The organism is Streptomyces sp. TLI_55 (assembly GCF_900206255.1).
GTDB classification, from domain to species: Bacteria; Actinomycetota; Actinomycetes; order Streptomycetales; family Streptomycetaceae; genus Streptomyces; species Streptomyces aquilus.
Genome location: NZ_OAOJ01000001.1, coordinates 4,641,505 through 4,657,002 on the forward strand (window position 1 = coordinate 4,641,505; position 15,498 = coordinate 4,657,002).

9 protein-coding genes and 1 tRNA gene are annotated in these 15,498 nt (G+C 70.0%); 8 read left to right on the forward strand and 2 right to left on the reverse strand.

Features of this window, described 5'->3' with window-relative positions:
• Nucleotides 1-219 precede the first annotated feature (219 nt).
• From dnaN to CRP56_RS21310, 8 genes are all read left to right on the forward strand, one after another.
• Nucleotides 220-1,350 carry a DNA polymerase III subunit beta gene (gene dnaN, locus CRP56_RS21275; protein WP_097266277.1) on the forward strand — a complete coding sequence of 377 codons (1,131 nt, stop codon included), beginning with the start codon at nucleotides 220-222 and terminating at the stop codon, nucleotides 1,348-1,350.
• Between the two features lie 175 nt (nucleotides 1,351-1,525).
• Nucleotides 1,526-2,401 carry a phosphogluconate dehydrogenase (NAD(+)-dependent, decarboxylating) gene (gnd, locus tag CRP56_RS21280; RefSeq protein WP_097266279.1) on the forward strand — a complete coding sequence of 292 codons (876 nt, stop codon included), beginning with the start codon at nucleotides 1,526-1,528 and terminating at the stop codon, nucleotides 2,399-2,401.
• 53 nt (nucleotides 2,402-2,454) lie between these two features.
• Complete coding sequence (recF, locus tag CRP56_RS21285) at nucleotides 2,455-3,576, forward strand: DNA replication/repair protein RecF (RefSeq protein ID WP_097266282.1); 1,122 nt, start codon at nucleotides 2,455-2,457, stop codon at nucleotides 3,574-3,576.
• On the forward strand, nucleotides 3,573-4,100 hold the full coding sequence (locus CRP56_RS21290; RefSeq protein WP_059194357.1) for a DUF721 domain-containing protein: 528 nt from the start codon (nucleotides 3,573-3,575) through the stop codon (nucleotides 4,098-4,100). Before recF ends, CRP56_RS21290 begins: the two co-directional genes overlap by 4 nt.
• Before the next feature lie 416 nt (nucleotides 4,101-4,516).
• Nucleotides 4,517-6,556: a DNA topoisomerase (ATP-hydrolyzing) subunit B gene (gyrB, locus tag CRP56_RS21295; RefSeq protein WP_179851081.1), complete on the forward strand. Its 2,040-nt coding sequence runs from the start codon at nucleotides 4,517-4,519 to the stop codon at nucleotides 6,554-6,556.
• A gap of 42 nt (nucleotides 6,557-6,598) precedes the next feature.
• Complete coding sequence (gyrA, locus tag CRP56_RS21300; protein ID WP_097266286.1) at nucleotides 6,599-9,193, forward strand: DNA gyrase subunit A; 2,595 nt, start codon at nucleotides 6,599-6,601, stop codon at nucleotides 9,191-9,193.
• A gap of 17 nt (nucleotides 9,194-9,210) precedes the next feature.
• Nucleotides 9,211-10,047, forward strand: coding sequence for a DUF3566 domain-containing protein (locus CRP56_RS21305; RefSeq protein ID WP_097266288.1), 837 nt, complete (start codon nucleotides 9,211-9,213; stop codon nucleotides 10,045-10,047).
• An 88-nt stretch (nucleotides 10,048-10,135) separates the two neighbouring features.
• Nucleotides 10,136-10,209: transfer RNA gene (locus CRP56_RS21310), tRNA-Ile, on the forward strand.
• 206 nt (nucleotides 10,210-10,415) lie between these two features.
• On the opposite strand, the gene CRP56_RS21315 is transcribed toward CRP56_RS21310, so the two are convergent.
• Nucleotides 10,416-14,396 carry an NACHT and WD repeat domain-containing protein gene (locus CRP56_RS21315; protein WP_097266290.1) on the reverse strand — a complete coding sequence of 1,327 codons (3,981 nt, stop codon included), beginning with the start codon at nucleotides 14,394-14,396 and terminating at the stop codon, nucleotides 10,416-10,418.
• A 684-nt stretch (nucleotides 14,397-15,080) separates the two neighbouring features.
• The gene (locus CRP56_RS21320; protein WP_097266293.1) at nucleotides 15,081-15,458 is read right to left on the reverse strand and encodes a DUF6344 domain-containing protein; all 378 of its coding nucleotides are present in this window, start codon (nucleotides 15,456-15,458) and stop codon (nucleotides 15,081-15,083) included.
• Between the last annotated feature and the right edge of the window lie 40 nt (nucleotides 15,459-15,498).

The following is a 15,498-nucleotide window of genomic DNA, read 5'->3' on the forward strand; positions in this document are numbered from 1 at the left end:
GAGAGAGCTGGGAATCCGTTTCGAAGGGGGGCCTGTGCACAACTCGCTGTCCGGCTCCCGACTGCCCCTCGTCACGACTTGACCCCGAGAGGCACCTACTGTCAGTGGGGTGCGTCAGACTGTTCCCCGGTGTCCTTCCCCTCACAGGGGCCGACGACACCGAGACAGACGACGAGGCCAGGCAGAGCGAAGCGCCGGCAACAGCAGGAGGCGGCAACAGTGAAGATCCGGGTGGAACGCGACGTACTCGCGGAGGCAGTGGCCTGGGCGGCACGCAGCCTCCCGGCCCGTCCGCCGGCGCCTGTCCTCGCCGGCCTTCTGCTGAAGGCCGAGGACGGCCAGCTGAGCCTGTCCAGCTTCGACTACGAGGTCTCCGCGCGGGTGAGCGTCGAGGCCGAGGTCGAGGAGGAGGGCACGGTCCTGGTCTCCGGCCGCCTGCTCGCCGACATCTGCCGAGCCCTCCCCAACCGCCCGGTCGAGATTTCCACAGACGGTGTACGGGCGACCGTGGTCTGCGGCTCCTCGCGGTTCACCCTCCACACCCTGCCGGTGGAGGAGTACCCGGCGCTGCCGCAGATGCCGACCGCGACCGGCACCGTCCCCGGTGAGGTCTTCGCCTCCGCCGCCGCCCAGGTCGCCATCGCGGCCGGACGCGACGACACGCTGCCGGTGCTGACCGGTGTGCGCATCGAGATCGAGGGCGACACCGTCACGCTGGCCTCCACCGACCGCTACCGCTTCGCGGTCCGCGAGTTCCTGTGGAAGCCGGAGAACCCCGAGGCGTCCGCGGTGGCCCTGGTGCCAGCCAAGACGCTCCTGGACACCGCCAAGGCGCTCACGAGCGGCGACAGCGTCATCCTGGCGCTCTCCGGCTCGGGCGCGGGCGAGGGCCTGATCGGTTTCGAGGGCGCGGGTCGGCGTACGACCACGCGTCTGCTCGAAGGCGACCTCCCGAAGTACCGCACGCTGTTCCCGACCGAGTTCAACTCCGTCGCCGTGATCGAGACCGCCCCCTTCGTGGAGGCCGTCAAGCGTGTGGCCCTGGTCGCCGAGCGCAACACCCCGGTGCGGCTGAGCTTCGAGCAGGGCGTGCTGATCCTGGAGGCCGGTTCCAGCGACGACGCACAGGCTGTGGAGCGCGTCGACGCCAACCTCGACGGCGACGACATCTCGATCGCCTTCAACCCGACCTTCCTGCTGGACGGCCTGAGCGCCATCGACTCCCCGGTCGCCCAGCTGTCCTTCACGACGTCCACGAAGCCCGCGCTGCTCAGCGGCAAGCCGGCCCTGGACGCGGAGGCGGACGAGGCCTACAAGTACCTGATCATGCCGGTGCGGCTGAGCGGCTGAGCCGGCCGGAGTTATCCCCAGGCCGTGGACGACGGTCGCGCGGTCTGGGGAAAGTCCGCAGGTGGGGGCGTGCGTTTGAGCGCGTATGCCCACAGGTGTGCGTGAGCGTCCGGGTTTAGGCTCGGACGTAGGTACGAAGGTGCCACACACGCCACAGCAACCTAAGGAACAACTGATGGAGCTCGGTCTCGTCGGCCTCGGCAAGATGGGCGGCAACATGCGCGAGCGGATCCGCCGCGCAGGCCACACCGTCATCGGATACGACCGCAACCCGGACCTCGCCGATGTCCACAGCCTGGAAGAGCTTGTGGGCAAGCTCAAGGGACCGCGCGTGATCTGGGTGATGGTCCCGGCCGGCGCCCCGACCCAGTCGACGGTCGACGAGCTGGCCGAGCTCCTGGAGCCGGGTGACGTCGTCGTGGACGGCGGCAACTCCCGCTGGACGGACGACGAGAAGCACGCCGAGGAGCTCGCGGCCAAGGGCATCGGCTTCGTGGACTGCGGTGTCTCCGGCGGTGTGTGGGGTCTGGAGAACGGCTACGCGCTGATGTACGGCGGTGACGCGGAGAACGTCGCCAAGGTGCAGCCGGTCTTCGACGCGCTCAAGCCCGAGGGCGACTTCGGCTCGGTGCACGCCGGCAAGGTGGGCGCCGGGCACTTCGCGAAGATGGTCCACAACGGCATCGAGTACGCGATGATGCAGGCCTACGCCGAGGGCTGGGAGCTCCTGGAGAAGGTCGACTCCGTCACCGACGTGCGCGAGGTCTTCCGGTCGTGGCAGGAGGGGACGGTCATCCGTTCCTGGCTGCTCGACCTGGCCGTCAACGCCCTCGACGAGGACGAGCACCTGGACAAGCTGCGCGGTTACGCACAGGACTCCGGCGAGGGCCGCTGGACCGTGGAGGCCGCCATCGACAACGCGGTGCCGCTGCCGGCGATCACCGCGTCCCTGTTCGCGCGGTTCGCGTCCCGGCAGGACGACTCGCCGCAGATGAAGATGATCGCGGCGCTGCGCAACCAGTTCGGCGGCCACGCGGTCGAGAAGAAGTAATCCACAGGGCTGTTGAGAACGGCCCACAAGCTGGGGGAGGTCGGCGCCCGACCATGCACGTCACGCATCTGTCGCTGGCCGACTTCCGCTCGTACGCCCGGGTCGAGGTTCCGCTCGACCCGGGCGTCACGGCCTTCGTCGGCCCCAACGGGCAGGGCAAGACGAACCTGGTCGAGGCGGTCGGCTATCTCGCCACCCTCGGCAGCCACCGCGTCTCCTCCGACGCCCCCCTGGTCCGCATGGGCGCCGACCGTGCGATCGTCCGGGCGCAGGTCCGGCAGGGCGAGCGGCAGCAGCTGATCGAGCTGGAGCTGAACCCGGGCAAGGCGAACCGCGCCCGGATCAACAGGTCGTCGCAGGTCAGGCCGCGTGATGTGCTCGGCATCCTCAGGACGGTCCTGTTCGCCCCCGAGGATCTCGCCCTGGTGAAGGGCGATCCCGGGGAGCGGCGCCGCTTCCTCGACGAGCTGATCACCGCCCGCTCCCCGCGCATGGCGGGCGTGCGCTCCGACTACGAGCGGGTCCTCAAGCAGCGCAACACCCTGCTGAAGTCGGCGGCGCTCGCGCGTCGGCACGGCGGCCGCTCGATGGACCTGTCCACGCTCGACGTGTGGGACCAGCACCTCGCGCGCGTGGGTGCCGAGTTGCTCGCCCAGCGGCTCGACCTGATCGCCGCGATCCAGCCGCTGGCCGACAAGGCGTACGAGCAACTGGCGCCCGGGGGCGGCCCGATCGCGTTGGAGTACAAGCCGTCGGCGCCCGGTGAGGCGCACACGCGTGAGGATCTCTACGAGCAGCTGATGGCGGCGCTCGCGGAGGCCCGTAAGCAGGAGATCGAGCGGGGTGTCACCCTCGTGGGCCCTCATCGGGACGATCTGCTTCTCAAACTCGGTCAGCTGCCCGCCAAGGGCTACGCCTCGCACGGGGAGTCCTGGTCGTACGCGCTGGCGTTGCGGCTGGCGTCGTACGACCTGCTCCGGGCGGAGGGCAATGAGCCGGTGCTGATCCTCGACGACGTGTTCGCCGAGCTGGACACCCGGCGCCGGGAGCGGCTGGCGGAGCTGGTGGCGCCCGGGGAGCAGGTGCTGGTGACGGCGGCGGTCGACGACGACGTACCGCATCTGCTGGTGGGGGCGCGGTACTCGGTTTCGGACGGGGTGGTGGAGCGCGTATGACCGCCGAGGAGCCTCAGAAGACGCCCGAGCCCTCCGGTGTCGACCTCGCGCGCGTGGCCCTCAGGGCGGCCAAGGAGCAGGCACGCGCGCGGGGGGACGCGGCGCAGCAGAAGAAGCAGGCGCGGCGGGGCGGTCTGCGCTCCGGCGCGCGCGCCGACGGGCGTGACCCGATGGCGCTGGGGTCGGCGATCAACCGGCTGATCAGTGAGCGGGGCTGGGAGGCGCCGGCGGCGGTCGGCGGGGTGATGGGGCGCTGGCCGGAGATCGTCGGGGAGAACCTCGCCAAGCACTGTGTGCCGCAGAAGTACGACGAGGACGAGCGGGTGCTGGTCGTGCAGTGCGACTCCACGGCGTGGGCGACCCAACTGCGTCACCTCGCGCCCGCTCTGGTCGCCCGTCTCAATGAGGACCTGGGCCAGGGCAGCGTGCGGATGATCAAAGTGCTCAACCCTGGTGGTCCCCCGCGGCGCTACGGCCCCTTGCGTGCCCCGGGCAGCACAGGCCCTGGTGACACCTACGGATGAGCCCGCAAACCTGTGGGTGACAGACATCACATCGACGGCCGTCGGCGGTTCTTCGGGACCTTCGGCGGCCGTCGTGTCGTACACCCGCACGCGGTTGCGAATTGCGACCTGACTCCCAAGTAGCCAAGGGTTGACAGTCGGAAGCGCTGAGTGCCTCCGTGAGCCTCTTGGAGCCCCGCTCCGTATATGGGGACCCGGCGGAGCGGTATTTCGGGCGGCACATGAGGACTCAGGTACCGGCAAACCCCCATCACTGTCAGCGCTACCGGTAGACTGGAAGCCAATCCCGCCCCATTCGTGGGGACCGCCGGGACAAGCTGAGCAACGCTGATCAAGGCTTACCAACGCAACATGCCGCAGCCGCTCCGGCAACCCGCCGCCGAGCTTGGCTCGTGCTGTGCCAGAAAGGGCGCTTCGTGGCCGATTCCGGCAACCCCAACGAGAACATCCCGTCCACCGACGCCGGCATGAACGGCGAGGTCACCGCCTCGTACGACGCCAGCGCCATCACCGTCCTCGAGGGTCTGGACGCGGTCCGCAAGCGACCCGGTATGTACATCGGTTCCACCGGTGAGCGCGGCCTGCACCACCTCGTGTACGAGGTCGTCGACAACTCCGTCGACGAGGCGCTGGCCGGGCACGCGGACACGATCGACGTGACGATCCTGGCCGACGGCGGTGTGCGCGTCGTGGACAACGGCCGTGGCATCCCGGTGGGCATCGTCCCGTCCGAGGGCAAGCCCGCCGTCGAGGTCGTGCTGACCGTGCTGCACGCGGGCGGCAAGTTCGGCGGCGGCGGTTACGCCGTCTCCGGTGGTCTGCACGGCGTGGGTGTGTCCGTCGTGAACGCGCTGTCGTCGAAGGTCGCCGTCGAGGTCAGGACGGACGGCCACCGCTGGACGCAGGACTACAAGATGGGCGTCCCGACGGCGGCCCTCGCCAAGCACGAGGCCACGGACGAGACCGGGACGTCGGTCACCTTCTGGGCCGACGGCGACATCTTCGAGACCACGGAGTACTCCTTCGAGACGCTGTCGCGGCGTTTCCAGGAGATGGCGTTCCTCAACAAGGGTTTGACGATCAAACTCACTGACGAGCGCGAGTCGGCGAAGGCCACGTCCGGTGCGGACGAGGCCGGCGCCGACGAGAAGGCCGAGGTCAAGCACGTCACGTACCACTACGAGGGCGGCATCGTCGACTTCGTGAAGTACCTGAACTCCCGCAAGGGCGACCTGGTGCACCCCACGGTCATCGACCTGGAGGCCGAGGACAAGGACAAGAGCCTGTCCCTCGAGGTCGCGATGCAGTGGAACACGGGCTACAGCGAGGGCGTGTACTCGTTCGCCAACATCATCCACACCCACGAGGGCGGTACGCACGAGGAGGGCTTCCGTGCGGCGCTGACCTCGCTCATCAACAAGTACGCGCGCGACAAGAAGCTGCTCCGTGAGAAGGACGACAACCTCACGGGTGACGACATCCGCGAGGGTCTGACGGCGATCATCTCGGTGAAGCTGAGCGAGCCGCAGTTCGAGGGTCAGACGAAGACCAAGCTGGGCAACACGGAGGCGAAGACCTTCGTGCAGAAGGCCGTCTACGAGCACCTCAACGACTGGCTGGACCGCAACCCGGTCGAGGCCGCGGACATCATCCGCAAGGGCATCCAGGCGGCCACCGCGCGCGTGGCGGCCCGCAAGGCGCGCGACCTGACCCGTCGCAAGGGCCTCCTTGAGTCGGCGTCGCTGCCGGGCAAGCTCTCCGACTGCCAGTCGAACGACCCCACCAAGTGCGAGATCTTCATCGTCGAGGGTGACTCCGCCGGCGGCTCGGCCAAGTCCGGCCGCAACCCGCAGTACCAGGCGATCCTCCCGATCCGAGGCAAGATCCTCAATGTCGAGAAGGCGCGGATCGACAAGATCCTGCAGAACCAGGAGATCCAGGCGCTGATCTCGGCCTTCGGCACGGGTGTGCACGAGGACTTCGACATCGAGAAGCTCCGCTATCACAAGATCATCCTGATGGCGGACGCCGACGTCGACGGTCAGCACATCTCCACCCTGCTGCTCACCTTCCTGTTCCGCTTCATGCGGCCGCTGGTCGAGGCCGGGCACGTGTACCTCTCCCGTCCGCCGCTCTACAAGATCAAGTGGGGCCGTGACGACATCGAGTACGCCTACTCGGACCGCGAGCGCGACGCGCTGCTGGAGATGGGCCGCCAGCGCGGCAAGCGGGTCCGTGAGGACTCGATCCAGCGCTTCAAGGGTCTCGGCGAGATGAACGCCGAGGAGCTGCGCGTGACCACCATGGACCAGGAGCACCGCGTCCTCGGCCAGGTCACGCTCGACGACGCCGCCCAGGCCGACGACCTGTTCTCGGTCCTGATGGGCGAGGACGTCGAGGCCCGCCGTGCGTTCATCCAGCGCAACGCCAAGGACGTCCGCTTCCTCGACATCTGAGTCGGTCTCAGCTGACCGCACCAGGAAGGATCTTCACCAGCAATGGCCGACGAGAACACTCCTGTCACCCCTGAAGAGGGCGGCATCATCGCCCAGCGTGTCGAGCCCGTCGGGCTCGAGACGGAGATGCAGCGCTCGTACCTCGACTACGCGATGTCCGTCATCGTGGCCCGCGCCCTGCCGGACGTCCGGGACGGCCTCAAGCCCGTGCACCGTCGCGTCCTGTACGCGATGTACGACGGCGGCTACCGCCCCGAGCGCGGCTTCTACAAGTGCGCGCGCGTGGTCGGCGACGTCATGGGCAACTACCACCCCCACGGCGACAGTTCGATCTACGACGCCCTGGTCCGCCTCGCCCAGCCGTGGTCGATGCGCATGCCGCTCGTCGACTCCAACGGCAACTTCGGCTCCCCGGGCAACGACCCGGCGGCCGCCATGCGCTACACCGAGTGCAAGATGGCGCCGCTGTCGATGGAGATGGTCCGTGACATCGACGAGGAGACCGTCGACTTCACGGACAACTACGACGGCCGCTCCCAGGAGCCGACCGTCCTGCCGGCCCGCTTCCCGAACCTGCTGATCAACGGCTCGGCCGGTATCGCGGTCGGCATGGCGACCAACATCCCGCCGCACAACCTGCGCGAGGTCGCGGCCGGTGCCCAGTGGTACCTGGAGAACCCGGAGGCCTCCCACGAGGAGCTCCTGGACGCCCTCATCGAGCGCATCAAGGGCCCGGACTTCCCGACCGGCGCGCTGGTCGTGGGCCGCAAGGGCATCGAGGAGGCGTACCGCACGGGCCGTGGCTCGATCACCATGCGGGCGGTCGTCGCGGTCGAGGAGATCCAGAACCGCCAGTGCCTGGTGGTCACGGAACTGCCGTACCAGACCAACCCCGACAACCTCGCGCAGAAGATCGCCGACCTGGTGAAGGACGGCAAGGTCGGCGGCATCGCGGACGTCCGCGACGAGTCCAGCTCGCGCACCGGCCAGCGCCTCGTCATCGTCCTGAAGCGGGACGCGGTCGCCAAGGTCGTCCTGAACAACCTGTACAAGCACACGGACCTTCAGTCGAACTTCAGCGCCAACATGCTGGCCCTGGTCGACGGCGTGCCGCGCACCCTCTCGCTGGACGCGTTCATCCGGCACTGGGTGACGCACCAGATCGAGGTCATCGTCCGCCGGACGAAGTTCCGGCTGCGCAAGGCCGAGGAGCGGGCGCACATCCTGCGCGGCCTGCTCAAGGCCCTGGACGCCATCGACGAGGTCATCGCGCTGATCCGGGCGAGCGAGACGGTCGACATCGCGCGCACGGGCCTGATGCAGCTCCTGGAGATCGACGAGATCCAGGCCAACGCCATCCTCGAGATGCAGCTGCGCCGACTGGCCGCCCTGGAGCGCCAGAAGATCATCCAGGAGCACGACGAACTCCAGGCGAAGATCGCCGAGTACAACGCGATCCTGGCCTCGCCGGTCCGCCAGCGCGGCATCGTCAGCGAGGAACTCGCCGCGATCGTCGAGAAGTACGGCGACGACCGCAAGACCATGCTGGTGCCCTACGACGGTGACATGTCCATCGAGGACCTCATCGCCGAGGAGGACATCGTCGTCACCGTCACGCGCGGCGGCTACGTCAAGCGCACCAAGACGGACGACTACCGGGCGCAGAAGCGCGGCGGCAAGGGCGTGCGGGGCACGAAGCTCAAGGAAGACGACATCGTCGACCACTTCTTCGTCTCCACCACCCACCACTGGCTGCTGTTCTTCACCAACAAGGGCCGCGTCTACCGGGCGAAGGCGTACGAGCTGCCGGACGCCGGGCGTGACGCGCGTGGACAGCACGTCGCCAACCTGCTGGCCTTCCAGCCGGACGAGGCGATCGCGGAGATCCTCGCCATCCGCAACTACGAGGTGGCGCCGTATCTGATCCTGGCCACCAAGGGCGGTCTGGTGAAGAAGACGGCTCTGAAGGATTACGATTCGCCCCGTTCCGGAGGTGTCATCGCGATCAACCTCCGGGAAACAGACGACGGATCGGACGACGAACTGATCGGAGCCGAACTCGTCTCGGCCGAGGACGATCTGCTTCTGATCAGCAAGAAGGCACAGTCGATCAGGTTCACGGCCACGGACGAGGCACTCCGTCCCATGGGCCGCGCCACCTCGGGTGTGAAGGGCATGAGTTTCCGTGAGGGAGACGAGCTGCTCTCGATGAATGTTGTTCGACCCGGTACGTTCGTGTTCACTGCCACCGACGGTGGGTACGCGAAGCGGACCGCCGTCGACGAGTACCGCGTCCAGGGTCGCGGCGGCCTCGGCATCAAGGCCGCCAAGATCGTGGAGGACCGGGGTTCTCTCGTCGGCGCGCTGGTGGTCGAGGAGACCGACGAGATCCTCGCCATCACACTGGGCGGCGGTGTGATTCGTACGCGAGTCAACGAGGTCAGGGAGACGGGCCGTGACACCATGGGCGTCCAACTGATCAACCTGGGCAAGCGCGATGCCGTCGTCGGTATCGCACGTAACGCCGAGGCGGGGCGCGAGGCGGAGGAGGTCGACGGCGAGGACGCCGTCGACGAGACCGCCGAAGGCGCCGCGACCCCCGGCACGGACGAGGGTGAGGCGCCCTCGGCCGAGTAGCACGAGGAGTGAGTCACGTGAGCGGAGCCACGGGCGCCGGACCGTCCAGTACCCCTTCCGGTACGGACACGGACGACGGCGGTCGTGGCTCCGCCGCGCGTACGAACGCTGCGCGTACGACCGACGCGCACATCACGGACGGGCGGGGCACGGACGGGCGGGCGACAGATTCGCACACGACCCAGCTCAAGGCGATCAAGGCGCCCGCCAAGGACTCTCCCTCGCCCGACGCATCTGGATCACAGGGGGGAACTGTGACGGACACCCGAGGCCCGCAGACCCAGCAGTACGCGGCCGGCGCGGGCCCGGCTGCTCCGGGCCCACAGCCGCAGCCGCCGGCCCAGCAGCCGCCGTCGCCGCTGCCGGGGGAACGCCGGCCGGAACAGGCCGCGGGCCCCTACCACCCGCCGCAGGCCTACCCGGCGCAGGCCGCGGCCACCGGCGCGGTACGCCGGCCGCGCACCGGCGCGCGCACCACGCCGCGCACCCGCAAGGCGCGGCTGCGGGTGGCCAAGGCCGACCCGTGGTCGGTGATGAAGGTCAGCTTCCTGCTCTCCATCGCGCTCGGCATCTGCACGATCGTCGCGGCCGCCGTGCTGTGGATGGTCATGGACGCGATGGGCGTCTTCTCGACCGTCGGCGGCACCATCTCGGAGGCGACCGGCTCGAACGAGTCGAACGGCTTCGACCTGCAGTCGTTCCTCTCCCTGCCCAACGTCCTGATGTTCACGACGATCATCGCGGTCATCGACGTCGTCCTCGCGACGGCCCTCGCGACGCTCGGCGCGTTCATCTACAACCTCTCCGCGGGCTTCGTCGGCGGCGTCGAGCTGACGCTCGCCGAGGACGAGTAAGCGGCCCTGACTATCGATTTTGGGACTGCCCCGGTCGTGCGCTAATCTTCAGGAGTCAGCGCGCGGGACACACACCGCAGAGCGCGGCGGGGCTATAGCTCAGTTGGTTAGAGCGCATCCCTGATAAGGATGAGGCCACAGGTTCAAATCCTGTTAGCCCCACAGAACGAAGACCCCCAGTCGATACGACTGGGGGTCTTTTCGTATGCGCGGAAATCGTCCTGCGGTGGGTATGCGAACGCCCGGTCGCTGGCGACGGGGGATGCACCAGCGACCGGGCTATGGCCAAGGCTAACAACGGTGAAGGTGCTGGGGGAGGCGGCTGCTCGGGACCGGTGAGGTGTTGTGATGGGGATCACGTGATCCCGTCAGTCCTCGCACGGGGGTTCATAGGCGAGTCGCGGCAGGTACTCGTGCCATTTCCCGGGCGTCAGGACGCCGCGCGTGGCCGCGCAGATGCGGCGGACCGCGGTGTCGGTGTCGAGGTTCCACAGCCGTACGGTGTCGACGCCGCTGGAGATGCCGAGCAGGTCGGCGTGCGGGCTGAAGGACAGGAAGCTGCCCGTCCGGCCGCCCGGGCTCATCGCCTGGCCGATGGGCGTCGCGAGCGCCGGGTCGGTGACGTCCCAGGCTCGGATGGTGTTGTCGTTGCCGCCGCTGGCGAGGGTGTCGCCGTCCCTGCTGAAGGTGAGGGACACGATCGCCTCGGTGTGGCCGGTGAGGATCGGGCCGACCGGGGACGCGTCGTGGGGGTCGGCGACGTTCCACAGGCGGACCGTGTCGTCGTCGCCGGCGCTGGCGAGGGTGTGGCCGTCCGGGCTGTAGGCGAGGGTGTCGATGGGGCCGGAGTGGCCGGTGAGCGGGGCGCCGAGCGGGGTCGCGTGCCCGGGGTCGGTGACGTTCCACAGGCGGACCGTGTCGTCGGCGCTGCCACTGGCCAGCGTGCGGCTGTCCGGGCTGAACAGCAGGGAGTTGACGTAACCCCGGTGACCGGTCAGCGGGGCGCCGAGCCTGGTGAGATGGGCAGGGTCGGTGACGTTCCACAGCTGGATCGAGCGGTCGTCGTGGGCCGTCGCCAGGAGGCGGCCGTCCGGGCTGAACGCCAGCGCCTCGGGGCCCGGGAAGCGGGTCCGGAGGGGGACCGGGGGACCGTAGGGGACCGGGTGGCGGGGGTCGGCGACGTTGAACAGCTGTACCGCGTGGCTGCCCGTCAGGACCGCGAGGGTCCGGCCGTCCGGGGCGAACGCCAGCGCACGGATGTCGCCCTCCCCCGGCCTGAAGGGCGCGGCCAGGCGCCTTGGCCGGTCGGGGTCGGTGAGGCTCCACAGGCGGATGTTCTCGTCGCGGGCCGCCGTGGCGAGGACCCGGCCGTCCGGGCGGAACGCGCCGAGTCTGCCGGTCATGTCCGAGGTGGGGATGGACCAGAGCCGGACCTTGTTGTCGCCGTTGCCGGTGGCGAGCGTACGGCCGTCCGGGCTGAAGCCCAGCGCGTACATCTCCCCGCTCGCGCCGGACAGCGGCTCCCCGATCCGGGACGGGAACGCGGGGTTGGCGACGTCCCACAGGCTGGCCGTGCTGTCCGCGCTCGCGGCGGCGAGCCGCGTGCCGTCGGGGCTGAACGCCACCGACCAGACCGGGCCGGTGTGCCCGGCCAGCGGGGCACCCAGCGGCTCGGGCGCCCGCGGATCGGCCACGTTCCACAGGCGTACGGTGTCGTCCGTGCTGCCGCTGGCGAGGGTGCGGCCGTCCGGGCTGAACGCCACGGAGTGGATGATTCCGGTGTGCCCGGTCAACGGGCCGCCCAGCGGCTCGGGTTCACGCGGGTCGGTCGTGTCCCACAGCCGGATCGTGTCGTCGTCGCCCCCGGCCGCCAGGGTCCGGCCGTCCGGGCTGAACGCGACGGACCGCACGGCCGCGGTGGAGCCGGTGAGCGGTCTGCCGAGCGGCTCGGGGCGGGCGGGGTCGGTCACGTTCCACAGGCGGACGGTGTGGTCGTCGCCGGCGGAAGCCAGGGTGCGGCCGTCCGGGCTGAACGCGACCAGGTAGATCGTGCCGCTGTGGCCGGTCACCGGTGTGCCGAGGGAACGCGGGTGGCCCGGCTGCCGTACGTCCCACAGGCGAATCGTTCCGTCATCCGAGGCGCTGGCGAGGGTGTGGCCGTCCGGGCTGAAGACCGCGCTGCTGACCCAGCTCGTGTGGCCGGTCAGGGGTGCGCCGAGCGGCTTGGGGCGGGCGGGGTCGGCGACGTCCCACAGGCGGACCGTGCGGTCGTAGCTCGCGGTGGCCAGCGTGCGGCCGTCGGGGCTGAACGAGGTGAGGTAGACGGCGCCGGTGTGGCCGAGCAGCGGGGTGGCCAGTGGGGCGTTCGCCGTCGACAGCACGCGGCTGCGCGCGCCCTCGTCGCCCCCGCGCAGCCGGTGCGCCACCAGGGCGAGCTGCGCGGACAGCGAGGGATCGGTGTCCTGGAAGCGGTCCGCCTCGGCGACGACCTGCTCGAAGACGGCGTCGTCCCGCTGCTTCCACGCGATCACCGCCGCGCAGACGGCGACGAGCGTGAGCGCGAGCAGCGCGGAGATCGCGGCCCGGCTGATCCACACCGTGCGCCGGCGCAGCCGTACCGAGGCCGCCAGGAACTCCACCGCGCTGCGGGTCAGGAAGGTGTCGCCGGCCGACTTGGCCCAGGTGCGGGCCTGTTCGAGGCGTGAGCCGCGGTACAGGAGCGCGGAGTCGCGCGCGGAGGCCTCCCACGACCTGCCGTCCTCCTCCAGACGCTGGCGCAGCAGGTTGCCGCTGCGGTCCTCGTCGATCCACTCGCGCAGCCGCGGCCAGGCGTGCAGGAGCGCCTCGTGGGTGATCTCCACCGTCTCCGCGTCCAGCGTCACCAACCGGGCCCGGACCAGCGCCTCCAGGGACTCCTCGGTCTTGTCGGGGTCCGCCGACTCCGCCGCCAGCTGACGCCGGGTGCCGCGCCTGCGGGTGGCCTGGGTGTCCTCGCTGATCCGGACCAGCCGCAGCAGGAGCAGCCGCGTGGCGGTACGGGCGGCCGGGTCGAGCCCCGACCAGGCGCGCTCGGCGGTGGCCGCCACGGCGCCCTGGATGCCGCCCGCGGCCCGGTATCCGGCCAGCGTCAGCCGCCCCGACTTGCGGCGCTGCCAGGTGGCCAGCAGGGCGTGGGAGAGCAGCGGCAGCACCCCGGCGTCGTGTGCCCCGCGCGGCCCGTCGGCGCTCACCTCACGGACGATCAGCTCCGCGAGCCCCGGCTCCAGCTCAAGTCCCACGGCCTTGGCCGGGGCGGTCACGGCCTCGCGCAGTTCGGTGGCGGTCAGCGGGCTCAGCACCATGTGCCGGTGCTGGAGCGCGTCGGCGAGTTCGGGATAGGAGAGGCACTGCTCGTAGAAGTCGGCGCGGATACCGAGGACGACCAGCATCGGAGCGGGATCGTCCGGGACGTCGCCGGGTGTGGACACGGCGTGCAGGAGCTGGACGAACGTACGGCGGTCCGTCTCGTCGCCGCAGAGAGTGAACGTCTCTTCGAACTGGTCGACGATCAGGACCGGCCGGGATCCGGCGGATGAGTCTTCACCGGACGGGCCTTCGCCGGACGGGCCCTTGCTGGCCCACGCGCGCACGGAGTCTCGTACGGTCTGGGCGAACGCGAGGTCGGACGGTTCCGAGGCGGCCGTGGTGAGTGCGGGGATACGACGGGTCAGCTCGGCGAGCGGATCGGTGCCCGGCACGAGCTGGACCACCTCCTGGCCGCCCTCCGCCAGCGCGGGCACCAGACCGGCGTTGAGCAGCGAGGACTTCCCCGCTCCCGAGGCGCCCACCAGCATGACCAGGCCCCCGGTGCGCTCCGCGCACAGCAGCTGGGCGAGGAGGGCGTCGGTGCTGCGTTCGCGGCCGAAGAACCAGCGGGCGTCCTCGCGGCGGTACGAGGCGAGGCCGCGGTAGGGGCAGACGCCGGCCGTGGGCGGGGGCGGACTCTCGGCAGGGGCGCGCTCCTCGTCGGCGGCGCCGGTGATCGCCCGCTCCCACAGGTGCTGCCAGTGGGTGAGGTCGTAGAGCCCGGTGGAGACCGGAGTGGGCTGGGCGCGGCGCGCCTGGGGTATCAGGATGTGCAGGACGGCCGCGAGCGCGGTGAACTGTGCGGGTACGTTCCGCGCCCGGCGCCAGTCGCTGATCCGCTGCGCGGACACCCGTACGGGACGCCCCCGTTCGTCGACCCGCTGCAGTCGTCCGACCGCCTCGGACACGCTCTTGAGGGGAGGGTTTCCGGCCTCCCGGTACAGCAGCGCGAGGCGTTCGGCGAAGGCCGTGCGTGCCCCTGAGTCGGAACTCAAGGCCTCCACCCCTTACTTCCCTCGCCACTGGACGTCCGGACCGGAAAACTCACTCTATAGGGCTGACCTGCGGAAAAGTCGACCCCTCAGGTCCGGAACCTCCCCGGCGGCGACCCCAGGGGGCAGGATCAAGCCACCGCAACGCGTTGACTGTGTGTTGCCTGAGCTTCCGCCGGAGTAATCACCGGCCGCATCCGGACTGCCATGTTCCGGCCATCGCCCGGCCCACGCCGCCCGGGCGCAGGCCGACGCTGCCCCAGGGTTCGGCACCGGTCCCCACGAGGGGAGGGACCGGTGCCGGACGATGGGGCGGGTCCAGGGATCCCGGCAGCGGGGCCTTCGGAGTCGTACGCCAGTGAAGGGCGGCGAGTGCGCGCGCTCTCTCCTCTATGGCGGGACATCCGGGCCTCACGCTCGGCCGGATCCATGTGCGCGGAAGTCGTTGGTGTTTCTGTGGTGGAGGGCTGCTCCGTGTTCGTTCGGGCCGTTCTCCTGGATCACCCAGTGCCCTTCCCGGCCGTGGGGCAACCGCTGCTCGCATGGGAGCGGTAGGCCTTCGGCGGGTGGTCGGCAGAGGGGGTGTGCACAGCGCGGTACTTGGGCCTGCTGTTGCGTCGTGCTGTTGTGTCGTGTCGTTACGTCGTGCTGTTACGTCGTGCTGTTACGTCAGGGTCGTGCGCGTGTGGCGGGTGGTCAGCCGCCGTGCGGGGCCGCGGCCGACTCGGCCTGCGGGGCGGCCGCGGTGTCGTCGCAGAGGGTTGTCGCGTCGTCGGTGTACTCGGTGTCCGACGGGGAGCGGTGGCGGCAGCTCGGGGTCTTGCCGTGGGCCTCGGCGCGGATGCGCTGCTTCATCGTGGGCGGCAGGGACCTGGCGTGGGTCAGGGACCAGGACCAAGCCGCGGCCCACGGGGACAGCTCCGGCGCCGCGACCGGCGCGGTGCTGTTACGCGTGGTGTCGGCCTGCGGTACGGCCGCCGCGGCGGTGGTGGTGACGAGTCCGAGCGTCGTGCACAGCGCCAGGAAGGCGGTGACGATCGCGGTCCACAGCTTCATGACCTTGTTCCGGTCCATGGTCCCTCTACTTTCGGGTTGGGCGATTTGCGTACTTTCC

Excerpts from the sequence above, each read along its gene's own strand:
- CRP56_RS21320 (WP_097266293.1), bottom strand. The coding sequence starts at position 15,458 with ATGGACCGGAACAAGGTCATGAAGCTGTGGACCGCGATCGTCACCGCC.
- gyrA (WP_097266286.1), top strand. The coding sequence starts at position 6,599 with ATGGCCGACGAGAACACTCCTGTCACCCCTGAAGAGGGCGGCATCATC.
- gnd (WP_097266279.1), top strand. The coding sequence starts at position 1,526 with ATGGAGCTCGGTCTCGTCGGCCTCGGCAAGATGGGCGGCAACATGCGC.
- CRP56_RS21290 (WP_059194357.1), top strand. The coding sequence starts at position 3,573 with ATGACCGCCGAGGAGCCTCAGAAGACGCCCGAGCCCTCCGGTGTCGAC.
- recF (WP_097266282.1), top strand. The coding sequence starts at position 2,455 with ATGCACGTCACGCATCTGTCGCTGGCCGACTTCCGCTCGTACGCCCGG.